The sequence below is a fragment of the Pseudomonas sp. IT-P100 genome, assembly GCF_949767185.1.
GTDB lineage: Bacteria > Pseudomonadota > Gammaproteobacteria > Pseudomonadales > Pseudomonadaceae > Aquipseudomonas > Aquipseudomonas fluorescens_B.
Genome location: NZ_CATKQK010000011.1, coordinates 217497 through 244165 on the forward strand (window position 1 = coordinate 217497; position 26669 = coordinate 244165).

At 51.5% G+C, this 26669-nt stretch carries 20 protein-coding genes and 1 pseudogene; 16 read left to right on the forward strand and 5 right to left on the reverse strand.

Annotated elements, in window-relative coordinates:
- The first annotated feature begins 2 nt into the window (after positions 1–2).
- The 6 genes from ACM6IQ_RS09185 (at position 3) to ACM6IQ_RS09210 (ending at position 5904) form a co-directional block, all read left to right on the forward strand.
- Entirely contained in the window at positions 3–2210 is a 2208-nt protein-coding gene (locus tag ACM6IQ_RS09185; RefSeq protein ID WP_414878977.1) for a bifunctional prephenate dehydrogenase/3-phosphoshikimate 1-carboxyvinyltransferase, read from the forward strand.
- Complete coding sequence (gene cmk, locus ACM6IQ_RS09190) at positions 2207–2896, forward strand: (d)CMP kinase (RefSeq protein WP_017337300.1); 690 nt, start codon at positions 2207–2209, stop codon at positions 2894–2896. The genes ACM6IQ_RS09185 and cmk overlap by 4 nt, the downstream gene beginning before the upstream one ends.
- Positions 2897–3016: 120 nt before the next feature.
- Positions 3017–4708: a 30S ribosomal protein S1 gene (gene rpsA, locus ACM6IQ_RS09195; RefSeq protein WP_007899744.1), complete on the forward strand. Its 1692-nt coding sequence runs from the start codon at positions 3017–3019 to the stop codon at positions 4706–4708.
- A 217-nt stretch (positions 4709–4925) separates the two neighbouring features.
- Positions 4926–5204 carry a hypothetical protein gene (locus tag ACM6IQ_RS09200; RefSeq protein ID WP_017337301.1) on the forward strand — a complete coding sequence of 93 codons (279 nt, stop codon included), beginning with the start codon at positions 4926–4928 and terminating at the stop codon, positions 5202–5204.
- A 136-nt stretch (positions 5205–5340) separates the two neighbouring features.
- Entirely contained in the window at positions 5341–5637 is a 297-nt protein-coding gene (gene ihfB / locus ACM6IQ_RS09205; RefSeq protein ID WP_003369729.1) for an integration host factor subunit beta, read from the forward strand.
- 27 nt (positions 5638–5664) lie between these two features.
- Positions 5665–5904: a LapA family protein gene (locus ACM6IQ_RS09210; RefSeq protein ID WP_414878566.1), complete on the forward strand. Its 240-nt coding sequence runs from the start codon at positions 5665–5667 to the stop codon at positions 5902–5904.
- A gap of 164 nt (positions 5905–6068) precedes the next feature.
- Here the strand turns inward: ACM6IQ_RS09210 and ACM6IQ_RS09215 are convergent, their stop codons facing one another.
- From ACM6IQ_RS09215 to ACM6IQ_RS09225, 3 genes are all read right to left on the reverse strand, one after another.
- A complete protein-coding gene (locus tag ACM6IQ_RS09215) occupies positions 6069–8063 on the reverse strand; it encodes a polysaccharide biosynthesis protein (protein ID WP_414878567.1) in 1995 nt (664 codons plus the stop codon).
- 86 nt (positions 8064–8149) lie between these two features.
- Positions 8150–9187 (reverse strand): MraY family glycosyltransferase, encoded by a 1038-nt coding sequence (locus ACM6IQ_RS09220; protein ID WP_414878568.1) that lies wholly within the window; start codon positions 9185–9187, stop codon positions 8150–8152.
- Positions 9187–10146, reverse strand: a complete 960-nt coding sequence (locus ACM6IQ_RS09225) for a UDP-glucose 4-epimerase family protein (RefSeq protein ID WP_414878569.1) — start codon at positions 10144–10146, stop codon at positions 9187–9189. The genes ACM6IQ_RS09220 and ACM6IQ_RS09225 overlap by 1 nt, the downstream gene beginning before the upstream one ends.
- A gap of 863 nt (positions 10147–11009) precedes the next feature.
- Between ACM6IQ_RS09225 and ACM6IQ_RS09230 the strand changes: the two genes are divergently transcribed.
- The 8 genes from ACM6IQ_RS09230 (at position 11010) to ACM6IQ_RS09265 (ending at position 22033) form a co-directional block, all read left to right on the forward strand.
- Complete coding sequence (locus tag ACM6IQ_RS09230; protein ID WP_414878570.1) at positions 11010–12629, forward strand: hypothetical protein; 1620 nt, start codon at positions 11010–11012, stop codon at positions 12627–12629.
- Between the two features lie 678 nt (positions 12630–13307).
- Positions 13308–14585 carry a Vi polysaccharide biosynthesis UDP-N-acetylglucosamine C-6 dehydrogenase TviB gene (gene tviB, locus ACM6IQ_RS09235; RefSeq protein WP_414878571.1) on the forward strand — a complete coding sequence of 426 codons (1278 nt, stop codon included), beginning with the start codon at positions 13308–13310 and terminating at the stop codon, positions 14583–14585.
- Between the two features lie 15 nt (positions 14586–14600).
- Positions 14601–15644, forward strand: a complete 1044-nt coding sequence (locus tag ACM6IQ_RS09240; protein ID WP_414878572.1) for an NAD-dependent epimerase/dehydratase family protein — start codon at positions 14601–14603, stop codon at positions 15642–15644.
- Between the two features lie 93 nt (positions 15645–15737).
- Entirely contained in the window at positions 15738–16976 is a 1239-nt protein-coding gene (locus tag ACM6IQ_RS09245) for a lipid II flippase MurJ (RefSeq protein WP_414878573.1), read from the forward strand.
- A gap of 70 nt (positions 16977–17046) precedes the next feature.
- The gene (locus ACM6IQ_RS09250) at positions 17047–17718 is read left to right on the forward strand and encodes a class I SAM-dependent methyltransferase (RefSeq protein ID WP_414878574.1); all 672 of its coding nucleotides are present in this window, start codon (positions 17047–17049) and stop codon (positions 17716–17718) included.
- A 63-nt stretch (positions 17719–17781) separates the two neighbouring features.
- Positions 17782–18933, forward strand: a complete 1152-nt coding sequence (locus ACM6IQ_RS09255) for a glycosyltransferase (RefSeq protein WP_414878575.1) — start codon at positions 17782–17784, stop codon at positions 18931–18933.
- A 26-nt stretch (positions 18934–18959) separates the two neighbouring features.
- A complete protein-coding gene (gene asnB, locus ACM6IQ_RS09260) occupies positions 18960–20921 on the forward strand; it encodes an asparagine synthase (glutamine-hydrolyzing) (RefSeq protein ID WP_414878576.1) in 1962 nt (653 codons plus the stop codon).
- Complete coding sequence (locus tag ACM6IQ_RS09265) at positions 20921–22033, forward strand: glycosyltransferase family 4 protein (RefSeq protein WP_414878577.1); 1113 nt, start codon at positions 20921–20923, stop codon at positions 22031–22033. The genes asnB and ACM6IQ_RS09265 overlap by 1 nt, the downstream gene beginning before the upstream one ends.
- A gap of 380 nt (positions 22034–22413) precedes the next feature.
- On the opposite strand, the pseudogene ACM6IQ_RS09270 reads toward ACM6IQ_RS09265, so the two are convergent.
- A pseudogene (locus ACM6IQ_RS09270) lies at positions 22414–22694 on the reverse strand (ATP-binding protein); the annotation flags it as partial.
- 354 nt (positions 22695–23048) lie between these two features.
- On the reverse strand, positions 23049–24398 hold the full coding sequence (locus ACM6IQ_RS09275) for a hypothetical protein (RefSeq protein ID WP_414878578.1): 1350 nt from the start codon (positions 24396–24398) through the stop codon (positions 23049–23051).
- Positions 24399–25324: 926 nt separating this feature from the next.
- Here ACM6IQ_RS09275 and ACM6IQ_RS09280 point away from each other — a divergent pair.
- Positions 25325–25660: a ComEA family DNA-binding protein gene (locus ACM6IQ_RS09280; protein WP_414878579.1), complete on the forward strand. Its 336-nt coding sequence runs from the start codon at positions 25325–25327 to the stop codon at positions 25658–25660.
- A gap of 197 nt (positions 25661–25857) precedes the next feature.
- The gene (locus ACM6IQ_RS09285; RefSeq protein WP_017337327.1) at positions 25858–26652 is read left to right on the forward strand and encodes an SDR family NAD(P)-dependent oxidoreductase; all 795 of its coding nucleotides are present in this window, start codon (positions 25858–25860) and stop codon (positions 26650–26652) included.
- The last annotated feature ends 17 nt before the right edge of the window (positions 26653–26669 follow it).

Here is a 26669-nt window from a genome sequence, read left to right on the forward strand (position 1 = left end):
CTATGATCGGTCGCCTGGTGGTGGTCGGTCTGGGGCTGATTGGCGGTTCGTTCGCCAAGGGTTTGCGTGAAAGCGGCCTGTGCCGCGAAGTCGTCGGTGTCGATCTCGATCCGCAGTCGCGCAAGCTTGCGGTTGAATTGGGCGTGGTCGATCGCTGCGAAGAAGACCTGGCGGTCGCTTGTCAGGGCGCAGATGTGATTCAGCTGGCCGTACCGATCCTTGCCATGGAGAAGATGCTCGGCCGCCTGGCCAGCATGGACCTGGGGCAAGCGATTCTGACCGACGTCGGCAGCGCCAAAGGCAATGTCGTGCGTGCCGCGACCGAGGCGTTTGGCGGCATGCCGGCGCGTTTCGTGCCGGGCCATCCGATTGCCGGTTCCGAGCAGAGCGGGGTGGAAGCCTCCAATGCCGAGCTGTTCCGTCGCCATAAAGTGATTCTGACACCGCTGGATCAAACCGATCCGGCGGCACTGGCAGTGGTTGACCGTTTGTGGCGCGAACTGGGCGCCGATGTCGAGCACATGCAGGTCGAGCGCCACGATGAAGTGCTGGCGGCGACCAGTCACTTGCCGCACTTGCTGGCGTTCGGTTTGGTCGATTCGCTGGCCAAGCGCAATGAAAACCTTGAGATCTTCCGGTACGCTGCCGGCGGTTTCCGCGATTTCACAAGAATCGCAGGAAGCGACCCGGTCATGTGGCACGACATCTTCCTCGCCAACCGCGAAGCTGTCCTGCGCACACTCGATACATTTCGCAGTGACCTCGACGCCTTGCGCGACGCGGTCGATGCAGGGGATGGGCACCAATTGTTGGGCGTATTCACTCGCGCCCGGGTTGCCCGCGAACATTTCAGTAAAATCCTGGCCCGCCGGGCTTATGTGGACGCTATGAACTCCAACGACCTGATTTTCCTGGCACAACCTGGTGGCCGCCTGACTGGGCGGATTCGTGTACCGGGCGATAAATCGATTTCCCACCGTTCGATCATGCTCGGCTCCCTCGCCGAAGGCGTCACCGAAGTCGAAGGCTTCCTCGAGGGCGAAGACGCCCTGGCGACCTTGCAGGCCTTCCGCGACATGGGTGTCGTGATCGAAGGTCCGCACCACGGGCGCGTGACCATCCACGGCGTCGGCCTGCATGGCCTGAAGCCTGCGCCGGGCCCTATCTATCTGGGCAACTCCGGCACCTCGATGCGCCTGCTGTCCGGCCTGTTGGCTGCGCAGAACTTCGACAGCACCTTGACGGGTGACGCCTCGCTGTCCAAGCGTCCGATGAATCGCGTGGCCAACCCGCTGCGTGAAATGGGCGCCGTGATCGAGACCGCTGCAGAAGGTCGTCCGCCGATGATCATTCGTGGTGGCAACAAGCTCAAAGGCCTGACCTACACCATGCCGATGGCCAGCGCCCAGGTTAAATCCTGCCTGCTGCTGGCGGGGCTGTACGCCGAAGGCAAGACCACCGTCACCGAGCCTGCGCCAACCCGCGACCACACCGAGCGCATGCTGCGCGGCTTCGGCTATCCGGTCACCGTCAACGGTGCGACCGCGTCGGTCGAGTCCGGCCACAAGCTGACCGCCACCCACATTGAAGTGCCGGGCGATATTTCGTCGTCTGCGTTCTTCCTGGTGGCCGCTTCGATCGCCGAAGGCTCGGAACTGGTGCTCGAGCACGTCGGCATCAACCCGACCCGTACCGGCGTGATCGACATCCTGCGCCTGATGGGCGCTGACATCACCCTGGAAAACCAGCGTGAAGTCGGCGGCGAGCCGGTAGCGGACCTGCGCGTTCGTGCGGCTAAACTCAAAGGTATCGAGATTCCCGAAGCGCTGGTGCCATTGGCCATCGACGAGTTTCCGGTGCTGTTCGTGGCGGCGGCATGTGCCGAAGGGCGCACCATCCTGCGCGGTGCGGAAGAGCTGCGAGTCAAAGAGTCGGACCGGATCCAGGTCATGGCTGATGGCTTGCTGGCGCTGGGCGTCAAATGCGAACCGACTCCGGACGGCATCATCATTGACGGCGGCCAGATCGGCGGCGGTGAAGTTCACGGTCACGGCGATCACCGGATTGCCATGGCCTTCAGCGTTGCTTCCCTGCGCGCCACTGCACCGATCCGCATCCATGATTGCGCCAACGTCGCGACCTCGTTCCCGAACTTCCTGGCGCTGTGCGCACAGGTCGGTATCCGTGTTGCACAAGAGGCTCAGTCGTGAAAATCATTGCACCGGTCATCACCATTGATGGGCCAAGCGGCTCCGGCAAGGGCACTGTAGCCGGGATCCTGGCCAAGCGTCTGGGCTGGAATCTGCTGGATTCCGGTGCGCTTTATCGTTTGCTGGCGTTTGCCGCGCATAACCATGGCGTCGACCTTACCAACGAAGAGCTGCTGAAAAAGCTGGCCGCTCATCTGGATGTGCAGTTCATCGCGGCGACCGACGGTCAGTTGCAGCGCATCATTCTTGAGGGGGATGAAGTCAGCGACGTCATCCGCACCGAAAGCATTGGTTCCGGCGCTTCCCAGGTCGCGGCGTTGCCAGCCGTGCGCGAGGCGTTGCTGCAGCGCCAGCGCGCTTTCCAGGAAGCACCGGGCCTGGTGGCTGATGGTCGCGACATGGGCACCGTGGTTTTCCCCGATGCGCCGCTGAAGATATTCCTCACCGCCAGTGCCGAGGAACGTGCGCGCCGTCGATACTTGCAGTTGAAGGGCAAAGTCGATGGTGTTAGTCTGTCGAGTCTGCTAGATGAGATACGTGCACGCGATGAGCGTGACACCCAGCGAGCGGTAGCCCCGCTCAAGCCGGCGGCTGACGCCATTCAGCTGGATTCCACGGAATTATCCATCGATCAGGTGCTGGAACGCATCATGAGTGAGATCGCCATTCGCGATATCGCCGGGTGACCAAGAAGCTTCGCAGGGGACCAGTCATAGTCCTGCGGTGCTTCTTTTAAATGAAACTAACCCACATCGTCTGGGACGTGGAGATGGGCGTATTCTTCGCCCTCATCAACAGGAATTAAAATGAGCGAAAGCTTTGCGGAACTCTTTGAAGAAAGCCTAAAAACCCTGAACCTTCAGGCAGGCTCCATCATCACCGGTGTTATCGTTGATATCGATTACCAAGCTCGCTGGGTAACCGTTCACGCTGGCCTGAAGTCTGAAGCACTCATCCCGCTTGAGCAGTTCTACAACGACGCTGGCGAACTGAACATCAACGTCGGTGACGAAGTTCACGTTGCTCTGGACTCGGTTGAAGACGGCTTTGGCGAAACCAAGCTGTCCCGTGAAAAAGCCAAGCGCGCTGAATGCTGGATTGTTCTGGAAGCAGCCTTCGCAGCCGAAGAAGTGGTCAAGGGCGTTATCAACGGTAAGGTTAAAGGCGGCTTCACTGTCGACGTTAACGGCATCCGTGCGTTCCTGCCAGGTTCTCTGGTTGACGTCCGTCCTGTGCGCGACACCACGCACCTGGAAGGCAAAGAGCTGGAATTCAAGGTCATCAAGCTGGACCAGAAGCGCAACAACGTTGTCGTTTCCCGTCGTAGCGTCCTGGAAGCCGAGAACTCCGCCGAGCGCGAAGCTCTGCTGGAATCCTTGCAGGAAGGCCAACAAGTCAAAGGTATCGTCAAGAACCTCACCGATTACGGCGCATTCGTCGATCTGGGTGGCGTCGATGGCCTGCTGCACATTACCGACATGGCTTGGAAGCGTATCAAGCATCCTTCCGAAATCGTCAACGTTGGCGACGAGATCGATGTCAAGGTTCTGAAGTACGATCGCGAACGCAATCGTGTTTCCCTGGGCCTGAAGCAGCTGGGCGAAGATCCATGGGTTGCTATCAAAGCCCGTTACCCAGAAAGCACTCGCGTCACCGCTCGTGTAACCAACCTGACCGACTACGGCTGCTTCGCTGAGCTGGAAGAAGGCGTTGAAGGTCTGGTACACGTTTCCGAAATGGACTGGACCAACAAGAACATCCACCCTTCGAAAGTCGTACAAGTCGGCGACGAAGTGGAAGTTATGGTTCTGGACATCGACGAAGAGCGTCGTCGTATCTCCCTCGGCATCAAACAGTGCAAATCCAACCCATGGGAAGATTTCTCTGGCCAGTTCAACAAGGGCGATAAAATCTCCGGCACCATCAAGTCGATCACCGATTTCGGTATCTTCATTGGTCTGGACGGCGGCATCGACGGTCTGGTTCACCTGTCCGACATCTCCTGGAACGAAGTGGGCGAAGAAGCCGTTCGCCGCTTCAAGAAGGGCGACGAGCTGGACACCGTTATCCTGTCGGTTGACCCAGAGCGCGAGCGCATCTCCCTGGGTATCAAGCAACTGGAAAGCGATCCGTTCTCCGAGTACGTTCAAGAGAACGACAAAGGCGCAATCGTTAAAGGCATCGTGAAAGAAGTTGACGCTAAAGGCGCCATCATCACTCTGGCCGACGATATCGAAGCGACTCTGAAAGCCTCCGAAATCAGCCGTGACCGCGTTGAAGACGCGCGCAACGTTCTGAAAGAAGGCCAGGAAGTAGAAGCCAAGATCATCAGCGTTGACCGCAAGAGCCGTGTAATCCAGCTCTCCATCAAGTCGAAAGACGATGCTGAAGAGAAAGAAGCCATCCAAAGCTTGAAAGACAAGCCTTCGGATAGCATCGCTGCTGGTCCTACCACTCTGGGCGACCTGTTGCGTGCACAAATGGAAAAACAGAACTAAGTTCTGTCAGACCATAGAAAAAGGGCGACTTCGGTCGCCCTTTTTTGTGCCTGCGATTTGATGCAGCCAGGGATCGTCCGGTACAGAGTGTTCGCCCATGAAACCAACAGTCCCGCGAAGCTGTCTCTTTCTTTAATCGGATCAATCGCTTATTTGCAGCTAGTCTTTAGCAAAAAGCGAACGGCAGTCGGGCAGGGCGCCCGGCATAAGGAAAGGAATGAACAAGCTCATTGTCGCAATAGCATTAATGACATTGGCGGGTTGTACCACTACTGCCAGGACCCATGCGGTGCGCGGTGTCAGCGGTATTGAGGTCGATTGTTCAGGATTGGGGTCAGGGTGGGAAAAGTGTCACAAGCGCGCTGCCAAGGAGTGCAAGGGAGCCGGTTACAAGGTGGTCACGCGATCCGATGATGCCAAAGAGGAAGATGAGTATCCTTTCGGCTTCAATCCCGCGGGTTACCTGACACGCACCATGCTGGTTATCTGCCGATGAGCGGGGCCGGGGCATGATCAATGTTCGCGCTGAATACCGCTGAAGATATGTAAGATCTCGGGCTGTTCAAATTCTTCCGGGCATGCTAAAACCTTTGAAGCGCTTTTCCTAGCTGCTTGAAAAAGAAGGGAAAAATATGACGAAGTCGGAGTTGATCGAACGAATTGTCACCCATCAAGGGCTGCTCTCATCAAAGGATGTGGAGCTGGCTATCAAGACTATGCTTGAACAAATGTCCCAATGCCTGGCCACTGGGGATCGGATTGAGATCCGGGGTTTTGGCAGCTTCTCCTTGCATTATCGGGCGCCGCGAGTAGGGCGCAATCCGAAAACCGGTCAATCCGTCAGTCTTGACGGTAAATTCGTTCCTCATTTCAAGCCGGGGAAGGAGTTGCGGGATCGGGTGAATGAGGATGAGGAGGAGGGCCTTTGACATTAGCAAACGTGCAGGGACCTGCTCATGGGTAATCTCAAGCGTGCACTGCTCGCTGTGTTGGTGTTGCTGCTAGCTTTGGCGGTTCTAGCTTTTAGTCTTGAAAACCAGCAATCCGTATCACTGATATTTCTTGGTTGGGCGGGGCCGAAACTTCCATTGTCGTTGATTACGATTACAGCGCTGCTTGTTGGAATGATAGTTGGGCCGGCTCTCTACTGGGTTTTTATGCGTAGATCCAGGGTTTCAAAAAAGCGTATAGGCTAATCACAACAGCCGTATGTCAGTACTCGATGCTGGATAAGGGGGGGGGGGGCTATCTTGAATAGAGAGGTCGCTGGAGGATGGGGCGTGTGGAGAGCGCAACATAAAAAGGACGGACCTCTAGAAGTCTGTCCTTTTACTATGTCTTTTTAATTGCCACGCAGAGATCAAGGTTCAAGGCGGCGTTGTTGGTAGATCCAGTCTACGATCTCACTGTCAGGCGTGTATCCGTGTACGGTGTCTCGTAATAGTTGACGGACGCGAGAATAATCATCCTTGTCGACTGCCACTAATAGTTCGTTCAGCCTGGACTTTAGTATTTCCCACGAAATGTGATCCTCTTGCGCACTCATAATCATTGGATGCTGAGTGGCAGCAACGTTATCGCCAATCAGTAGTTCTTCATAAAGTTTCTCGCCTGGTCTTAGCCCTGTAAACTCGATAGCGATGTCGCCATGCGTATTTTTGGCCGATCGAACGCTGAGGCCGGATAAATGAATCATTTTTTCCGCCAGCTCTACGATCTTGACAGGCTCTCCCATATCCAGAACGAACACGTCCCCCCCTTTGCCCATGGAGCCAGCCTGAATAACGAGCTGGGCAGCTTCAGGGATCGTCATAAAATAACGAGTGATCTTTGGGTGGGTGACCGTCAGCGGTCCGCCGGACTTGATTTGCTTATGGAACAAAGGAATCACGGAGCCTGAGGATCCCAGCACATTGCCAAACCGGACCATCGTGAATCGAGTTTTATTGATCCTGGGCAGTGCGGAGTTGTCGCCAAACAATATGGGGGCCGCTTCGTTGCTCAACGCCTGAAGCGTCAGTTCTGCCAAGCGCTTGGTGCTGCCCATCACATTAGTAGGTCGTACAGCCTTATCCGTTGAAATCAATACGAAATTAGCGACGCCCGCCTGCAGTGCCGCTTGGGCTGCATTGAGTGTTCCGATGACGTTGTTCAGCAACCCCTCAGCAATATTGTGTTCGACCATGGGGACGTGTTTGTAGGCGGCCGCATGATATACCGTGTCCACGTGCCATGTTTTCATTATGTCCAGAAGCTTGTCCTGGTTTCGAACGGATCCTAGGATTGGAAGAATTCTTACCGATAAGGACTCTCTAGCGGCGCGTTGCTCTAGCTCTGAGAGAATGCTGTAGAGGTTGAATTCGCTATGGTCAAACAGCAGAATTGTTGTTGGATTCAGCTCAATTATTTGTCGGCAAAGTTCTGAGCCAATGGAGCCGCCGGCGCCAGTCACTAATACAGATTGCCCTTTTATGCAGTGTTCAAGCAGATCATCCTGCGCCGGAACCGCATCGCGGCCCAAGAGATCTGCAATATCAACCTCCTGGATGTCGTCGACTTTTACTCGGCCGCTGGCTAGGTCCATAAATCCGGGCACGCTACGTACGTGAAGCGGGTAAACCTCGAGTAAGCTGAGGATTTCGCGGCGGCGACCGCGAGAGCTGGAGGGGATTGCAAGCAGGATTTCCTGCGCCCCGGTCGTATCAATCATGTCTTGAATGGATCCGGGTTTGAAGACTTTCAATCCCGAAATCGTTCGATCAGCAATGCTGCCGTCATCATCGATAAAGGCAACCGGGCGCATCATGCGTCCGATCCTCAAGGCGGCAACAAGCTGGTTTCCGGCAGCGCCGGCCCCATAGATAGCAACCTTTGGCAGCCCGTCATCCCGATTGGTAAAAGGAACGTGCTGAGCTGCGGAAAACCAATCTCCCATGAAGTATTGCCGCATCGCTAGCCGCAAGCCGCCAACCATGATCAGGCTTAACCACCAGTAGTTAAAAATGATCGAACGGGGGACAACGTTTTGATGATTGCTATACAAATAGACAACGATTCCAAGTGTTAACGATGACAGGCTAACTGCTTTGATAATCGCAATAAGTGCATCATTGCCAAAGTAGCGCATGACTGCGCGGTACAGGCCCAATCGGATGAAAAGCGGGATCGCCACAACGGGTGCGCTGAAAAAGAGCCAGAGATGCTGGGTGAAAGGATTGATCATCTCGTCAATCCCCAGGCGAACTACAAATGCCATCCATAGGGCAACCCAGATCAGGATAACGTCTGCAAACACTTGGATCAGCCGTTTGTGGCGGCGTGGAAGACCTAATAATAACGCCCGGAATTGTTCCATAACCCCTTTACATACCTCTTGCCACACTTTTATTTGCAGGACGCGGAGTGTCCGCACTGAGTAAGCCTACCTGAAGAATACCTTGGCTAGGAGGTCTTAGACGGTAGCAATGGTTTTTCGACCTTTCCGGCTTTAAAACTCAGGGCCAGAATGATTAATGGTAAATAAGCGAGCACGAGGCATGAAGCACCATCGAGGTCAAATACCTCTACGCTGATCGCGATGGGCAGCAGCCATAATAAATTAATAGCTGCCACCGCAAGCGTGACAGGCAAATGCTTTCCGGCTTTACGAGAGGCGTACTGATAGGCGTGAGTACGATGGGCTTCATAGACTTTTTGTCCTTGGATGAGGCGGCGTATCAGTGTGAAAGTCGCATCGACAATAAATACGCCTAAAAGGATTAGCCAACCCCAAAGTAGTTGGGGAGAGGTCCAAGCGGCCTGTAATGATATGACACCCAAGGTAATCCCTAGAAAGCCGCTACCCGCATCTCCCATGAATATCCGCGCAGGAGGGAAATTCCAATATAGAAAACCGACGACAGCCATAGCGAGTATCAGGGGTAGCCAATAGATTTCGCCGAATCCGCCTATCCAGTAAAGTAAACAGGCTCCGAAGCAGGCACATAAAGCCTCGACGCTGGCAATACCATCTATTCCATCCATGAAATTATATAGGTTCAGCATCCATACTAGATAAAAGACGCCGAGAACGAAGCCGACCAGCTCAATATCTAGAGTCATACCAAAAAAAACGATAGGTGGCAGACCGCCGATCCAAAATAAAGCCCATATACTGGCGCTAAAATGGCCGAGGAGCCGCCAGCGCGCAGGAATATGTCCGTGATCATCCATGAAGCCGATAATGGCAACCAGCGCTCCTGCTCCGCCGAGAGCAATTATTGTTTGCCAGGAAATCAGATTCCCCCATGCAAAAAATGGTATTGCTGCCAGGAAAGTGATAACGATTGCCAGTCCGCCCCCGCGCGGAGTTGGCGTTGTGTGCGAGCTCCTAGCATTCGGAATGTCGATAATCCTTCGATGAAGCGCATAATGACGTAATGCAGCGGTGAGGCCCAATGACATGAGGGCAACGAACAGAACTAACAACCAATACATCATTACTTATTATTCTCCTGAAAATACGCGGCGACTTCCTTCAAGGCCGATTCTACTGTGACTACTGGTTTCCAGTCCAAAATATCTAGAGTTTTACGAGTGTCGACCTTCAGGGATCCGCACAGCCGTTGCGAAAGGTGCGGTTTTCCAATTAGGCGAACGCATTGCGTAAGCAGGCCGACAGGCACCGGGAAAAGTCGAGCCGGCTTATTAAGTGCGCGTGCCATTCTGCGCATCAGTTCAGTGCTTGACAGGTCTTCACCATCGCTAACCATGAAGGTTTGATTGGCTGCCCTGGGGTGGTCGATGCAGAGCACGATAAGATCGACCAGGTTGTCTAGCGCTACCAGGCTTCGGCTATTGTGAATTGCACCGAATGGTAGGGGTACGCCGCTATCAATCCATTTCATCATCTTCAGAAAATTTGCCTTGACTCCAGGCCCGTAGACCAATACCGGTCTAATAATTACAACTTCCATTCCGGAGCGTTCTGCCAAAGTTCTAAGTTGCGATTCGGCCTCCATCTTTGACACGCCATAAGGGTCTGCCGGGGCAGGGGCTTGATCAGCTGTGTATGCCTCGCCGTGCGGCGTTTCTTCCCCGTTGACTTTGACAGAGCTTAGAAAGATAAAGCGCTGAACGCCCATTTCGGCTGCCTGTTCTGCCAGCCTCATTGTCCCTTGAACATTTACAGCCCTGAACGCCGCCATTGGATCGGGGGTTCGGTCGTCCATTATATGTACGCGTGCTGCCGTATGAATGACAACATTGACGCTACTTAAATATGCCGTCCAATCCATTTCAGCGGAAATATGACAGTTTTTCAGTATGGTCACAGAAGTCGGACAATCGGTGGGCTCGTGACGTGTAGCTGCGAGGACATCGATACCGTCTTTATCTGCCAAGACTTTAACTAGCTTGGTTCCTACAAATCCAGATGATCCAGTAATCATCACGCGCATGTTTACTCCCAATTTATGCTTTAGACGGACATGCAGTGGGTTTATAGATGATCCGTACTCTTTTTTGTGGAGCCCCAAGCCAAATATTTTCAGAACTCATATAGGCTTTGGTTGACAATTGTCGTAAGTAGTCAAGGCTGCACGGAGAGCTATCAAGAAAAATACCGTCAAAAGCCGGTTTGCTCTGTTGCATGTTGCAGCAATGCCAGCTTCTGGCGAGAGCGCATTGTTGAGGTCGGCGCCCACTTTTTTGTGCGCGTGGCCGTTTTGACGATTCATCTCTTCACTTTCTTAAACTGATTCTGCTCCGCGGCGGGTATTTTATCATGCCCAGCGCTCCAGCACTTCCTCATCGGCGGCTCAGGTCGCGTTCTATAGTCCTCTCGCTGGCTCAGCAATTTCCTCGCCTGGCGAACTCCCTTGTTTCGCGGTGCAAAAGCGCAGTGGCAGGCGGATGGCTTATAGCCACTCTCCTCCGGTTAGGCTGCATGCGTGATTTTTTGCTTCCTTCTTCGAGATGCGGAATCTTCCCCTGCTGATTGGCAGCTATGAACGTTTCGGCTTTGTGCGGTTTGATGGTTAGGCGGGCGTTGTGAGTAAGTGGGTACCATAATGTTTGTCTGCGCAGGTAGCGGCATTTTCCTCGATGCTCGGTCCTCGCATGGGGCCGAGGATTGAAATGTTTTACGGGTTGCGTGCGTCTTGGGCGCGCCTAAATCGTATTCGGTCGACGAAGGGAAACTCTTTATGTGATGCTATCGCCCCTATCTATTTGTCATGATGTCAAAAAAATGGTCACACACCCACAGTCTGAGCTTTACCAAGCAGTGCCGCTGGATCGACCCTTGCTACGAATCGGAATCATGTTGGACGGCACGAATGCGCCTGCGTGGGTTGAAACACTTCTGAAAGGTATAAGGTCATCCGGCTTCGCTAAACTATCGCTGGTGATCCTCAATGCGAACGATCCAGTCCCGCAACCCTCACAAAGTCGACTGAAGAGATTTTTAACGGGGCAGATGAAGCACGCGCTTTATTCTCGCTATATTTCATTTGACGAAGCGAAGCATGGTCACTTGGTGACAGCCATGCATTCAAAGGATATTAGTGGTTTGATAGCGGGCATTCCACAAATGCCCATAAAAAACACTAGACAAAAATTTGTTGATCGCTTCTCGGACGCCGACGTAGAGAGCGTCAAGGCTCATGAGCTGGACGTCATACTTCGTTTTGGTTTCAATATCATAAAGGGCGAAATATTACAGAGTGCGCGTTACGGTGTATGGTCTTATCATCATGGGGACAATAATGAGTATAGAGGGGGGCCCGCTCTTTTCTGGGAAATGCACGAGCGCAACCCCCTATCAGGGACAATCTTGCAGCGGCTGAACGAAAATCTGGACGGCGGGGAAGTTATTTATCGGTCTTTCAGTTCTACCGAAGATACCACCTGGTTAAGTGGAAATAGAAAGCGTACATACTGGAAGGCGACTTCCTATGTTTGGCGTTGCTTGCGAAAGTTATATTTGCTGGGTGAGCAAGGGTTGAGTCCAGAGCCGGCTCAGCCGTATAGAAAGTCAATCTATCGCATGCCGACCAATTGGCAGATGTTGCCGTTTCTGGCTCGTGCTGGATGGGGTATCCTGGCTGCGAAGGCAAGCAAGAAGCAGGAGCAATGGCTGATAGCCTACAAGCCAGCAGTCAAGCATGATGGGGTTATACCCGGTGCCGACAAATTTATACCGTTGATACCTCCCTCCGATCGATTTTATGCCGATCCTTTCCCGATTAGAGTTGCGGACCAAGATTATATATTTTTTGAGGAGTTAGAGTATGCTACCGGTAAGGGGGTGATCTCTTATATCAAGATTGACGAGTCAGGTTGTGCGTCAACTCCTCGTTTGGCCTTATCCAGCGATGTACACCTTTCCTATCCTTTCCTTCTGGAGTGGAATGGCGAAATATTTATGATCCCTGAAACTGCGCAAAACCGTACTGTTACCTTGTATCGAGCGGCGTCATTTCCGGATAAGTGGGAGCCTGTAGGTGATTTGCTGCAAGACGTAAACGCAGCCGATGCGACCTTTATTGAGCATGAAGGGAGCTGGTATATGTTCGTGAACATCAGCGAGTATGGCGGGTCAACTTGTGATGAGCTTTTTCTCTTTTATGCCGATACGCCACTCGGGCCTTGGCTGCCGCACGCGCTCAATCCTATAAAGTCGGATGTTCGCAGCTCAAGACCGGCGGGGAAAATATTCAAACAGGACGGTCGGCTTATCAGGCCGACTCAAGACTGTTCGAAAACCTATGGATACGCTATTCAGTTCTGCGAAATTTCAAAGCTGACAAGGGATGATTTCAAAGAAGAAATCGTGGGGCGAATCGATCCAACGTGGCTAAAAGGGCTGACAGGAACCCATACCTATAACCGATCTAGCACCATCGAGACTCTCGATGGGAAAATTGCTTACCGCATCTAGAGACTTCGGCTCCTGGACTGGGGAAGCAACCCTTCAAACAAGCGGGTGATAGAGTTCTCTACCGCCCCCCCCCCCCTCCATTGACAATGGCAGGGAATCTACAAGGAGTGTTTTCGTGCCTTGGCCGATGGCTTCGCGGTCTAGCAGGCGAGGGTGGAAATTAAGCGGGAATTGACGTCGCCCACGTAGGCCCCCTCCAAGTATCGACCTGCGGTGAAAAGCTATTAATCAGTATCGCGTTCGTTTGACCTGCTGGGTGCTCGTGGCCGCTTTGCAGTGATCTGGTCGCCTGTTTGTTTACTCGGAATCGATACGGTAGTACGGTAGAACTAGCTGTTCTGAATCGGTAATGCCGCGTGAATCAATGGTTCTATTCTCTTGTCCGTGTCTATCGATTCGGGTCTGAGGGCTTTGCGATACTGAGTGTGTGTAAGGTGGATTCGCCCCTGTATACGAGGAGTCGCGAAGCGATGATGGCTCTATTGAGTGCCGGTCTTGTGGTTTGACGACGCCAAGAACAATTATTGTGGTGCGATAGCTCTGGCATAGGGTTTTTAGATGCGTGGGTGTTGCGGCGGAGGGGGCCGACGACGCGGTCGTTCGAGCAAATTCTGTGAGCCGGCGTAACTCTTACGTGGTAGTATTTCTGGCTGATATTGATGAAGGATAAATCTGGTAATGGATTTTCACGAAAAAGCAATTGCAATTATCGGTTTGGGCTATGTCGGATTGCCGTTAGCTGTTGAGTTTGGTAAAAATCGCTCTGTTATCGGGTTTGACATTCAGCGCACCAGGATCCTGGAGCTGCAGGCTGGCAACGACCATACGCTCGAATGTAGCAGCGAGGAGCTTCGGGCGGCGTCGCATCTGAGTTACAGCTGTGATATCGAGGATCTGCGTCGCGCACAGGTATATATCGTAACTGTCCCTACTCCGGTAGATGCTGCTAACCGGCCAGACATGACGCCGCTGCTAAAGGCAAGTGAAACCGTTGGTAAGGTTTTAAAGAGCGGCGATGTCGTTATTTATGAATCCACCGTTTTTCCGGGCGCTACAGAAGAGATTTGCGTGCCAGTATTGGAAAAGTTTAGTGGGTTGAAGTTTAACAGTGGCTTCTTCTGCGGTTATAGCCCCGAACGTATCAATCCAGGGGATAAAGAACATCGGTTGCCTACTATTAAAAAGGTGACAAGTGGCAGTACTCCGGAAGTTGCGAAAGCTGTTGATCAGCTGTATGCGGAAATTATTACCGCCGGGACCCACTTGGCCAGTAGCATCAAGGTAGCGGAAGCAGCAAAGGTAATCGAAAATACTCAGCGTGACCTGAATATCGCCTTGATGAATGAGTTGAGTCTAATCTTTCATCACTTGGGAATTGATACCCTCGAGGTCCTGCAGGCTGCCGGAACTAAATGGAATTTCATGCCGTTCCGTCCGGGTTTGGTAGGCGGGCATTGCATTGGTGTTGATCCTTATTATCTAACCCATAAAGCGCAAGAAGTTGGTTATCATCCGGAAGTGATTCTTGCGGGGCGTCGTATCAACGACAGTATGGCCGGGCATGTTGCTGACAGCACGGTGAAACTGATGCTGCGCAAGGGCAAGCCTGTCTTGGGTAGTCGCGTACTAGTCTTGGGGTTGTCGTTCAAAGAGAACTGCCCTGACCTACGAAACACAAAAGTCGTTGATATAATTAGTACGCTGAAAAGCTATAACTGCGAAGTCGATATCTATGACCCCTGGATCAATGTTGACGAGGCTTTTGAGGAATACGGATTGACCTGTTTGCGCGAAAAGCCTGAGCAAGGTGGATATGCTGCGATTATTCTGGCGGTCGGGCATCGGGAGTTCCTCGATATGGGAACAAGCGGTATAAAAAGTTGTGGCGAGCCAGGCGCGGTACTTTTTGATGTAAAGAGTATTCTTCCGATGGGCGATGTAGATGGCCGGTTGTAAAGGGACGAGGTATTCATGAATGCTTTTCAAGAGTTGCAACAACGCTTATCTGGCCAATCGCATACTTGGCTGATTACCGGTGTGGCTGGTTTTATTGGTAGTAATCTGCTTGAACGTCTTCTAAAGTTGGGCCAGCGGGTCGTTGGTCTGGACAGTTTTGTCACTGGGCATCGTCGTAATCTTGTGGAAGTACAAGGGTTGGTCTCTCCTGAGCAATGGGAGAGATTTGATTTTGTTGAAGGTGATATTCGAAATATCGACGATTGTCATCGCGTCATGCGGTGGCGTGGTGAACAGGATGTCGATTATGTGTTGCACCAAGCGGCTCTAGGGAGTGTGCCTCGTAGTATCGTGGATCCTATTGCCACTAACGAAACCAACATCACAGGTTTCCTGAATATGTTGGTTGCTTCGCGGGATGCGAAGGTTAAGAGTTTTACCTATGCAGCCAGTAGCAGTACTTATGGTGATCACCCAGGCCTGCCAAAAGTCGAGGGCGAGATTGGCAAGCCGCTCAGTCCTTATGCGGTGACGAAATATGTCAATGAGCTTTATGCCGAGGTCTTTGCTCGTGTATATGGTTTCTCAACTATCGGTCTGCGTTATTTCAATGTGTTCGGGCCGCGCCAGGATCCTAACGGTGCATACGCTGCTGTCATTCCGAAATGGACGGCTTCCCTGCTCGGTGGTGAACCTGTCTTTATTAATGGTGATGGCGAAACCAGTCGTGACTTTTGCTTCGTTGCCAATGCGGTTCAAGCGAATCTCCTTGCTGCTACTACAACCTCTGCTGACGCGATCAATCAGGTTTATAATGTGGCGGTCGGTGATAGAACTTCACTGAATGATCTATTCAAATTGATCAGGGATGGTTTGGCTGTATCGCGCCAGGAACTGAGCCAGGCACAGCCCGTTTATAGAGATTTTCGCGTTGGAGATGTCAGGCACTCGCTGGCTGATATCAGCAAGGTCTCGTCGCTTCTGGGGTATCAACCCAGTCATCGTCTTAGTGACGGGGTTCATGAGGCTCTCGACTGGTATGTAAACAATGCATCCTGAGAGAATTTATCATGCGTGGTTACTGAGGTGAGGCGGCAACTCGTTATAATATCGCTACTTACGCTTTTGTCTCAGTTGGCGGCATTTTTTAAGTTGTGGTTCACTGCAAGATATTTTGGTGTCGGTAGTGAGCTCGATGGGTACAATCTTGCGCTTGTAGCGCCTGTATTGATTTCCGGTATCGTGTCCGGTGTAATTCAGACTGGATTTTTTCCTGTCCGTTCTCGTGTGTTCTCCCTTTTTGGTCTTTCAGTAGCTGAGGCCTTTGAACGCGCGGTGCTCTGGGGGGGGGTGCTGCTAGGAATAATCCTGGCGGTTCTTATTTTTGCATCTACTCCATGGCTTGCTGATTGGTTGACCAAACAAGGTCAGCCATCGGTTCGTGCTGCTTTTTTATTCGTCCTTTCATTTGTGGCACTACTGGTTCCTCTTAATATCGCATGCGATTGCGCGGGTTATGTACTTGCAATGCGTGAAAGGTTTGCCTATGCCGCTGGCGCCCCAATTGCAAATGGATTGTTGGGGGGAGGGGTGTTGTTTTTGATGCCCGATGCGGGACTGTTCAGTCTTGTATTGGGGACTCTGATCGGTCTATTGGTGCAGTTAGTTATTTGCTTGTATGGATTGCGTAAAAGCGGATTTTCCATTTTTGGCGCTCTACCGATATGGAAGAATTTGTCGACACAAGGATATGACATGCTGACTCTTGGAGGCTGGGTTCTCCCTGGTGTGTTTTTTTCCAATGTGTCTTCCTCTCTACCTTTGGTTTGGGCTTCATCGTATGGTGAAGGGATAGTTTCTTCATTTGGGTATGCTTATCGGCTCCATACCTCACTGATGCAGTTGCTTATCATGTCGAGCTCTACATTATTGTTGGCCCGTTTTTCTAGACTTATTGCTGAGGGGGATGATACAGGTGTAAAGAAATTGTTGGGTAGCGCTGTATTGGTATCCACTGTGATTGGTGTTTTGGGTCCATTACTGGTTTGGTTAATTGGGGAGCCAATACTACTGGTGTTGTTTGGTGGGCGCTTCGATTCTGATGCGGCTTATAGCGTGAATCGATTTTGGTTTTGGTTGACCACGGGGGTTGGCTTCACCCTGTTAAGTAATATTTTTGCAAAGCTCTGCCAGGCCCAGTCTCGGGCTAAGTTTATGACCTTTATGGCGGCGTCTAACCTAATCTCAATGTTTTTATGCTATTTCGCTTTCCGGGGGGTGTTGGGGGAGCGGGCTATAGGGCTGGCGATATCAGTCGCACCTGCAGTGGTTGTATTATTTTGCTTTAGGTCTCTTATGTCTCCGCCTACTACAATGCGTGCACAGGTTTGACCAGTATGATTGGGCATGAGGTTATCTTCATATTTTCGGCACTAGAAAAAAATTCAGAAAAGGAATAGAAATGGCAGATCGCTGGCGTGAATTTTTTGACTCCTATGGCGCATTTAACTCCGATTGGCTGAAGAGCGCAGTCGCGCATTGGGGGTTTAACGAAGTTCTTTATGGAATGATCCAGCGTTACTGTGGGCCTTCGTCTCGAATTCTTGACGTAGGGTGCGGGCCAGGATGGTCTGATATGTACTTGGCATCTTTGGGATACAACGTGGTAGGGGTTGATAACGAACCTACGTTGGTTGACCTCGCTAATCAGCAAGCTCAACGCCTAGGAATGGTCGCTGAGTTCAAGGTGGCAGATGCTTTCGATCTTTCGGGGCTCGAGGGGCGGTTTGATTTGGCATTTTCCTGCGGAGTGCTTGAACATTTCGATAGAGACGTTACGGTTCAACTGCTTAAGGAGCAGGCCAAATATTCAAATTATGTTCTGATTCAGATTCCTACGAAGTACACGGCTTATACCAATGGAATATCTGATGAGCGAATTTATACTGTAAATGAGCTCGCAGCCATTGTCAGTGAAGCGGGTATGGATGTGGTCTCAACGTTTGGCTATGGGGATCTGGCTGCTACGCCGATACATAGAGCGTCACGGAGATTCTTGCCACGCGCAGCTTTGAGGTTCTTGCAGAATCGGGGTTACGCATACTGCATCGCGGTGATTGGACGTTCACGTTAAGGCCAGCAAATTGGAGAGTGTATTAGATAATTGAACACTATTCAGTTACTTGTGGATTAGTATATGAAACTGCTTTACGTAATAGGCTCCATGGAAGTTGGTGGAGCCGAGCAGCACTTGTTGCGAGTTTCGACAGGCCTCTGCGCCAGAGGTTTTCAACCGGAAGTTTTTGCTATCACGATAGGTGGCCCCTTGACGCGCGCCTTTTTGGAGGGCGGGGTTCCCGTTCATGGTGTAGCGCTTCCGGGTTGGGCGTGCCGAATTTTAAGAAGTGAACGCGCAATTGCTCGGGCCGGCTTGCTCTATTCTGCGGTTGCTTTTTGGTGGCTTCTTTGGCGTAGACGCCCACAGGTCGTCCATTTCTTTCTCCCCGCTGCTTATATAGTTGGCGGCGTCGTCTCCTTGTTCGGTCCGCGGGCGCGCAAGATCATGAGCCGCCGGAGCTTAAACCTGTATCAGGCCAAGCATAAATTGTTTCGTCAGCTCGAGCATTGGCTGCACCCTCGCATGGACAAAGTCTGCGGTAACTCGGCTGCTGTCATCCAAGATTTGTACTCTGAAGGTGTTACGAAAGATCAGGCTTGTCTCATCTATAACGGTGTCAACGTCGAGCATTTCTTGCTGCCTGAACGCAGGGCAAAGGTGCGAAGCGACCTATCTATCTCAGATGAAACGTTGGTTTTTGTTATCGTAGCCAATCTCATACCCTACAAAGGCCATACTGACTTGATTAAGGCATTTGCCAAAATCCAGCATCTTATTCTTCAGCCTTGGGTATGCCTTTGTGTCGGTCGGGACGACGGGATAGCGAGTACGCTGCACGAGGAAGCTGTCTCTCTGGGGATTGGCAAGGAGATACGCTTCTTAGGCTCTAGGAAGGACGTACCTGAACTGCTCAATGCCTCTGATATTGGTGTGCTGTGTTCTCATGAAGAGGGTTTTTCCAATGCGGTCCTCGAGGGAATGGCTGCGAAGTTGCCAATGGTTGTTACTGATGTGGGCGGTAATGCTGAGGCAGTGATAAACGGCTTGACTGGACTTGTGGTGGCGCCTAAAGCTCCAGATGAACTTGCCGAAGCCCTCTTGGCGATGGTGCAGAATCCGGAGAGAAAAAAAATGGGTGAGGCCGGACATAATCGAATTGTAACGATATTTTCCATGGATGCCTGCCTTCAAGGCTACGCAGATCTTTATCGCGGCAGCGACGCTGCCTAAAAACAACCACTGACGCAGTCAATCTCATGTGTGGAATAGCTGGACAGTTGAAATGGCCTGGGCAGTCGACGGAATCTTCGTTGCTAAGTGAATGCTCGCGAATGGCCGATGCAATCATTCACCGTGGTCCTGATGACCATGGGGTATGGGCAAGACCGGAGTTTGGAGTGGGCCTTGCTCACCGGCGACTGGCGATTGTCGACCTCTCACCGGCTGGACATCAACCGATGCATTCGGTGTCCGATCGATACATGATGGTTTTCAATGGTGAAATCTATAATCATCTTGAACTTCGTCGTTCGATGACCAGTGCAGGCAGGGCACCTGCCTGGCGTGGTCATTCCGATACTGAAACATTGCTCGCCGCCTTTGATGTCTGGGGGGTAGAAAAAGCCCTGCAGCAATGCATTGGGATGTTTGCGATCGCGCTGTGGGATCTTGAGCAGAAGGTGCTGATACTTGCCCGAGATCGATTGGGGGAAAAACCGCTGTATTACGGTTGGCAAGGCCAAGGGGAGCAAGCCGTTTTCCTGTTTGGTTCTGAACTCAAGGCGCTCAAAGCACACCCCGCGTTTAATGCATCTGTTAACCGAAATGCATTGGCGCTTTACTTGCGCCACAACTACGTACCTGCACCTTTTTCGATCTATGAGGGTATTCAGAAGCTGCAGCCAGGATGCATGCTCACTGTTTCAATGGAGCGTCGTGAGCCGGTTACTCGAGAATACTGGTCTGCATTGAACGCTGTCCGTGATGGTGCTGCCGAGCGTCAAGCATATCGGGACCCTCATCAGGCGGTTGATGATCTGGAAGCGCTGTTAAAGTCGGCTGTTTCTCAGCAAATGATGGCTGATGTACCGTTGGGGGCGTTTCTGTCGGGCGGCATTGACTCGTCCACGATTGTTGCATTGATGCAGGCGCAATCGAACCGGCCAGTCAAGACATTTACTATTGGCTTTCATGAGAAAGGCTACAACGAAGCCGAGCATGCAAAGGCGGTTGCCAAACATTTGGGAACGGATCACACGGAGTTATATGTGACACCGCAGGAAGCAATGGCGGTCATTCCGAAACTTCCAGCCATTTATGATGAGCCTTTTTCTGATTCGTCCCAGATTCCAACGTTCCTGGTTTCCCAGCTAGCAAGGCAGCATGTCACTGTATCGCTGTCGGGTGACGCGGGCGACGAGCTCTTCAGTGGTTATAATCGGTATACCGCAACCTCCAGCATGTGGAGCAAATTGTCACAGATACCGCTTCCTCTTCGAAAAGCTGCTGCTAACACCATCACCACGCTTTCGCCGGATACCTGGTCGAAGTTGCTCGGCTGGATACCTTCACGGCATTTTGGTAATCGTTTTGGCGACAAGCTGCATAAAGGTGCTGGTGTGCTGGGAAGTACCTCTATCGATGCGCTTTATCATGGACTTGTGTCGCATTGGGAGGATCCTGCTCAGGTGGTGATTGGTGGACACGAACCTCAGACATTGCTGACAGGATTGATGCCGAATCTTTCCGATTTGGATCCCGTCGAGCGAATGATGATTCTGGATCTTTTAACCTATTTGCCAGACGATATTCTGACCAAGGTTGATCGCGCATCGATGGCCGTGACCCTTGAATCTCGCGTACCTATGCTGGATCACCGGATTGTCGAGTTTGCATGGCAATTACCCCAGTCTCTCAAGCAGCGCGAAGGTGTCGGGAAGTGGATACTGCGACAGGTACTTTACCGACATGTACCCCAATCCTTGATTGACAGGCCAAAAATGGGCTTTGGGGTGCCGATTGATGTCTGGTTGAGAGGGCCATTGCGAGATTGGGCTGAAGCCCTGCTGGATGAGTCAAGATTACGGCAGGAAGGTTTCTTTCGGCCTGAAGCGGTTCGCCGTAAGTGGGCTGAGCATCTCAGTGGTAGCCGTAATTGGGCCTACCATCTTTGGGATATTCTTATGTTTCAAGCCTGGTTGGAAAATAATACACACTAATGCCACGTCTATTATTTGTTGTTAATGCTGACTGGTTTTTTCTGTCACACCGGCTTCCCCTTGCATTGGCGGCAATGCAAGCCGGTTTTGAAGTGCATTTAGCCACTGCGGTTACGGACCGCGCAGAGGAAATCACCCGTTATGGGATCAAGCTGCATCCACTCAATATCCATCGGCGGAGCGCCAATCCAATAGAGGCTGGCAAGCTCTTCGTTTCTTTGTATTCGTTAATTCGTTCTCTGTCACCGACCGTTGTCCACTTGGTGACGATAAAGCCTGTTTTGCTTGGCGGGCTAGCGGCAAGGCTGGCTCGAGTCCCTCGTGTGATCGCGGCTATTTCCGGATTAGGCTTTGTGTTCACTGCTCGTGGACGAGGGGCGTATTTCAGGAAGTTGTTGGTGTCGTCATTGTACCGGCTCGCCTTGGCGCACAAACGGGTGCGAGTGATTTTTCAGAACGGTGACGATCAGGCGATCTTGCAGCGTCATGCGGGTATTGGCGACTCTCAGGTTGTTCGTATTCGTGGTTCTGGTGTTGATCTGTCCGCATGGCCGGTTGTCGCCCTACCCGATGCTTCTCCAATCGTGATGATGGCGTCACGTTTGTTGAAAGACAAAGGTGTTCTGGAGTTTGTGGCCGCTGCACGCCTCTTACACGGGCATACATCAGCGCGATTTGTACTGGTGGGAAGTGTTGATCCGGGTAACCCGACCAGTCTTCGAAGCGAAGAGCTGGAGAGATGGGTGGAGGAGGGCGTTATTGAATGGTGGGGCGTTCGAAATGACATGCCTGCAGTTCTGCCAATGGCACATATTGTGGTATTACCTTCCTATCGAGAAGGTCTTCCGAAAGGGCTTGTTGAGGCTGCGGCGTGTGGGAGGGCGGTCGTAACGACAGATGTGCCAGGTTGCAGGGATGCAATAGAACCGGGTGTTTCGGGATTGCTTGTCGAGGTTCGCAACCCTGAGGCACTGGCAGCCGGAATACAAAAACTTCTGGACGATGCTCAGCTCCTCACCTCTATGGGGGCTGCTGGCCGACAATTAGCGGAAGAGGCATTTGACATCCGCGGCATCATTGACCAACACCTGTCACTGTATGAGGGCAGATAGTCTCTCTACGACGCAACTTGATGTTCGCGTTGATCGCGATCGGACCTGCGCCAGCACCATTTTCATGGTGCTAGCGGCTCGATCAAAAAAGCTAAATGGATGAACTGGATAAAGGTAAGCGTTCGCCCAACACCCTCTTGCTGATCAGACCTTCGCCTGCTTCAACCATTGATTGACCCATTCGCAATCAAACGCAGTCGGGTCGAACCCATCATCCCCATGCCACTCCAACATTGTCTCATGCTCAGGGTGATTCGGATGTAAGCGCTCCATGAACTGCGAATTCCACGCAACTTGGACACCCAGTCCACGGTCATTTGGACACCTGATCCACGTCCACTTGGACAGGCAGTTGGGGCGCAGCGACGTAGGTTTGTATTGTCTGAAGTCCCTGCCGCCGTCAATTTCGTTGCGCGCCTGCGCATCGATTCTCCCTTCATTCTATGCGATAAGCGTTGTGCACCAGTCGGTCGAGGATCGCATCGCCCAAGATCGGATCGCTGATCGGCGCATGCCATTTGTCCTTGGGCATCTGGCTGATCACTAGCGTCGAGCGGTTGCCGTAGCGGACGTCCAGTAGTTCAAGCATGTCGCGCCGCTGAGCAGCGGTGAACGGTACCAGGCCCGAGTCGTCAAGGATCAGCAGGTCAGTCTTTGCATAAATCGCGGCTTTGTATGTGGGTTTCGTGGAGCGCTCACAAAGGTCTGGTTTTCGACCGAGTATGCTTTTTTTGAACCTTAAGCAGAGAGGGCATCAAAAATCTGTGGGTACTTCAGACCTTCCCTAGCTTTGTCATATGGTGTCGTCATCGTCTGACTGGCTAGTTACAAGCTATTGGTAAGGCCGCGGCCCCGGTTTCCTGCCAAAAGTGGGGTGGGAGTCGTTGAGTCGCTTGTGATTATTATCTCGATAGTAGAACTTGCATTCGTCTGCTACTAGGTCAGAGGTAATATACAGATACTCACGCCGCAACCTTTTAATTATTGCATTTTGGTTGTTTGTATTTACTTGGTGCTAGATGGTTGAGCTAGATACGTGGTGTTTTGAACGAGAAAATGAATACCAAATTTGTTTCCAGCCAATAGCGGCGAATGAGAAAAATAAAGGCATCATGAATACTCTCTGGCGAGTGCTCCATTCACCGAAAAATACAAGGTAAGGGACGGAGATTGTTATTAGTAATGCTATGAGTACACAAGCTGGAAAACTGCTTTTGCTGGCGCTAACCATGCCAATAAAAATTCCAGGCAGTGCGATTATTATCCAAAACAGACTTCCTAATAGGTAAAGTTCGATGTGATTGGTTCCAGTTATTTGTTTCTGGAAAATAGACCACGGATAAGGCGCAAAAAGTGTTCGTGCAATAGATCTTACTACTGCTTTTACTGGGTGCTCGATTAAATAGGATCGCCATTGAATAACAGATTCATCAGCTCCTGACTCATGCTCTTTGGCTTTCAAAGTCGTGGCTTGAGCCTGTAATGGGTTTATTATTGAAAGAAAAACCTCACCTTTTGAGATGTTTGTAACAGGCGCAATGTAGAGTAGGCCACATATAAAAACTGAAGTTATCGAAGCTGCAGAAAAACATATCGTCCGTCTTTTGGATTTTTTGAAGATTAAGAATGATACTAACCCTGCGATAACCACACCGAATGAAATAAATGCGACATACCTGACGCCTGCCAATAATCCTAAGGACAGCGCGAGGATTAGCGTGAACCTCAAGGATGGTCCTTTACACAATTTACAAATTGCTATAATGGTGATCGCAGATATGAGAGTGGCTAAGGTGTCCTTGATAAGCCATGCGCTATTTATTGCTGTTGAAGGATCAATCGCAATGAACAGTGCTGCTAAATGGCAGACCTTTGCTGAACCACCTAATTCACGCGCAATTAGATAGGTAGTGGCAGGAAATGCACCGGCCATCAATGCATTCGCGAGAATGCCATATTTTTCGTCAGTTGCAGTGTTCAAAATTGCCAAGAATGCAGCGTACAGCCATTCGCGGGAGCCTAAAACCCCCGAATAGGAAATTTCGGATTCGGGTAACCAATAACGACCATACATCGACTCCCAACCATTGAGGTAACCAGCCAATCTATATTCAATTGCGTCGACGGGATGTCCCGACCAATGCAGGTAGAGCGCTTCTGCATGCAGTTGATAGGTCAATGAGTCTAACGGCACATCACTCCATTGGGGAGTTATTTGTACTAGAAGATTTTTGAATATACTAACGATGATGCCAAGTAGCATCCAGGATAGGATTGATTTTTTGACGTCCTTGTCAGCCAGCGACAGCGTGAACAAAGTGATAAATGTTGCGAATATTGCTAGTGTGAAAACTGACAGTGTCATTATTTTGCACCAGTTGCGTATGCCTTTTGGAGGAAGGGTGAAAGCCGTTCTTGCTGCGTTATGTGAAATGTTTGACCCTGGTGTCTAATTGCCTGAATGGCTAATTCGTTTTGTATATTTAAAATTTCTTATGTGAAATATTGCGATGCATTTAAAAGACGAACTAAGCTATGCTTGGTGCTATCGTACGGTTTTTGAAATGGCTTACCGATTCAACTGCGCTCCATAACATCGCATACTTACCAGATTGTGTGCAAGATTTCCTGTCGATTTGGGCTCCATTCCTGTCCGATCGATTGTGCGTTTCGTCACGCCACGAAAGGTGGTAATCGGGCTTTCTGACACTCTTGATGCTCCTGAAAATCCGCTCGACCTAGTCTTCCCAGAGCTTGAGGTTGCTATAAGCGCACGTGAAAATACAGTTGTGTACCAGCCAATTCTTCACGTTCGCATGCTGTTGCGGGTTGAGATAGTCTCTTGGACATTAACTTACATGCCTAGGAGGGCTCGACGGTAGAGACAGTGTAGTCAAGTTTGCAAAATAATTATCTCGAAACAGCGCCTTAGCTAGGGTGCCGCGTCAAAAATTTTCTCTTTCGGTAGCGATACCGTTGTCTCCTATGCATCCAGGACCTTACACGAGATTTCACTTTTGCAAGGCTGAGGTAGCGGCTGGGCCGGGCTAGGGCGAACCGTTCGCCATTTATTTTTTATCGGTCTGCATCGAAAGGGATGCGTTTGTTGCCGCGCGTTATATATGTGTTAATTGAAAAGATCGTCGGCCGTTTACCAGCTATGCTGACTAGAACTTATATTATTTCACATCCCGTAACGACCTCCTTTTTGACAACCACAATCCATCGCCTAAATTTGAAAAGCAGCTTCGGAAAAGCTGCTTTCTCAATCGATGTCATGGAGCTTCATTTATGCGTACTGGCTACTTCTACTCTCTGATTTTTGTCCTGCTCACCAGCACCTCCGTTGCAGCTATTGCTGCGCCGATGGTCAAATCCGGGACTGAAAACGCACCTCTGGTCATGGAGATTTCCCCTCAGGTTCAGTCTGACAAGGTGGATTTGAACCAGGCCGATGCCTCAACACTGCAGCGCGAGCTGACGGGTGTAGGGGAAGCGAAAGCCAAGGCGATTGTTGCGTATCGGGAGAGTAATGGGCCATTTTCCTCAGTGGACGAACTGCTCGAAGTGAAGGGCATTGGCAAAGCCATCCTCGATAAAAACCGCGAAAAGCTTGAGGTGAACTAAGCTTGTAAATTCAGCGCCAGGGGCCGGTCATTGACCGGCCTTTTTGCTTTTGGGGTCTGTGGAGATGGATTGCCTCCCGTCGGCGGAGGAAAAATTACGACTATCATATTGTATTTAAATTATGTCTATAATGAATACGTGAGGCGTTCTGAAGCGCAGGCACTTGTCTTCCTCTACATATTTCCAGGAGCACTGTCATGAATTCTCCCCAGACCCAAGGCACAGCCCTAGTCACCGGTGCTTCCTCCGGTATCGGTGCCATCTACGCTGAGCGGTTGGCGGCGCGTGGTTTTGATTTGTTATTGGTCGCTCGTGATCAGGAGCGTCTGGAGGCGGCGGCGAGCAAGCTACGCGCCGAGCATGGTGTTCAGGTCGAGGTGCTCAAGGCGGACCTGACGCAAAAGGATGATGTGCTCAAGCTCGAGCAGCGCCTTCGCAGCGATTCGAGTATCAGCCTGTTGCTGAACAATGCCGGTGTCGCGGCGGATGGCTTGCTGGCCAACTCCGATCTGGATCAGCTGGAGCGCCTGATTCAACTGAACGTTACGACGGTCACGCGGTTGGCATCGGCGGCCGCTGCCAGTTTTGCCAAGGCGGGCCGGGGCACAATCATCAACATCGCCTCGGTGGTCGCTCTGTTCCCCGAGCGTTTCAACGCCACTTACAGCGCCAGCAAGGCTTATGTGTTAAGTCTGACGCAGTCGTTGAACGCCGAGCTGGATGGCACGGGGGTCAAGGTGCAGGCCGTATTGCCTGGCGTGACGCGCACCGAAATCTGGGAGCGTTCCGGTATCGACGCGAGCCAGATCCCGGATGACATGGTCATGGACGCAGGGGATATGGTCGACGCGGCTCTAGCGGGTCTGGACCAGGGCGAGTTGATCACCATTCCGTCGTTGCCGGATGCCAGCGAGTGGCACGCCTTTGTTGCGGCGCGACACGTGATGGCGCCAAACCTTTCCAAAAGCAAAGCCGCTGCGCGTTACAAATAAAGCGCCAGCATTGGCAT

Coding starts and splice junctions, on each gene's coding strand:
- rpsA (WP_007899744.1), top strand. CDS start 3,017: ATGAGCGAAAGCTTTGCGGAACTCTTTGAAGAAAGCCTAAAAACCCTG.
- ACM6IQ_RS09285 (WP_017337327.1), top strand. CDS start 25,858: ATGAATTCTCCCCAGACCCAAGGCACAGCCCTAGTCACCGGTGCTTCC.
- ACM6IQ_RS09185 (WP_414878977.1), top strand. CDS start 3: ATGATCGGTCGCCTGGTGGTGGTCGGTCTGGGGCTGATTGGCGGTTCG.
- ACM6IQ_RS09200 (WP_017337301.1), top strand. CDS start 4,926: ATGAACAAGCTCATTGTCGCAATAGCATTAATGACATTGGCGGGTTGT.
- ACM6IQ_RS09215 (WP_414878567.1), bottom strand. CDS start 8,063: ATGGAACAATTCCGGGCGTTATTATTAGGTCTTCCACGCCGCCACAAA.
- asnB (WP_414878576.1), top strand. CDS start 18,960: ATGTGTGGAATAGCTGGACAGTTGAAATGGCCTGGGCAGTCGACGGAA.
- ACM6IQ_RS09280 (WP_414878579.1), top strand. CDS start 25,325: ATGCGTACTGGCTACTTCTACTCTCTGATTTTTGTCCTGCTCACCAGC.
- ACM6IQ_RS09265 (WP_414878577.1), top strand. CDS start 20,921: ATGCCACGTCTATTATTTGTTGTTAATGCTGACTGGTTTTTTCTGTCA.
- ihfB (WP_003369729.1), top strand. CDS start 5,341: ATGACGAAGTCGGAGTTGATCGAACGAATTGTCACCCATCAAGGGCTG.
- ACM6IQ_RS09250 (WP_414878574.1), top strand. CDS start 17,047: ATGGCAGATCGCTGGCGTGAATTTTTTGACTCCTATGGCGCATTTAAC.
- ACM6IQ_RS09220 (WP_414878568.1), bottom strand. CDS start 9,187: ATGATGTATTGGTTGTTAGTTCTGTTCGTTGCCCTCATGTCATTGGGC.
- ACM6IQ_RS09275 (WP_414878578.1), bottom strand. CDS start 24,398: ATGACACTGTCAGTTTTCACACTAGCAATATTCGCAACATTTATCACT.
- ACM6IQ_RS09225 (WP_414878569.1), bottom strand. CDS start 10,146: ATGCGCGTGATGATTACTGGATCATCTGGATTTGTAGGAACCAAGCTA.
- ACM6IQ_RS09210 (WP_414878566.1), top strand. CDS start 5,665: ATGGGTAATCTCAAGCGTGCACTGCTCGCTGTGTTGGTGTTGCTGCTA.
- ACM6IQ_RS09255 (WP_414878575.1), top strand. CDS start 17,782: ATGAAACTGCTTTACGTAATAGGCTCCATGGAAGTTGGTGGAGCCGAG.
- ACM6IQ_RS09240 (WP_414878572.1), top strand. CDS start 14,601: ATGAATGCTTTTCAAGAGTTGCAACAACGCTTATCTGGCCAATCGCAT.
- tviB (WP_414878571.1), top strand. CDS start 13,308: ATGGATTTTCACGAAAAAGCAATTGCAATTATCGGTTTGGGCTATGTC.
- ACM6IQ_RS09230 (WP_414878570.1), top strand. CDS start 11,010: ATGTTGGACGGCACGAATGCGCCTGCGTGGGTTGAAACACTTCTGAAA.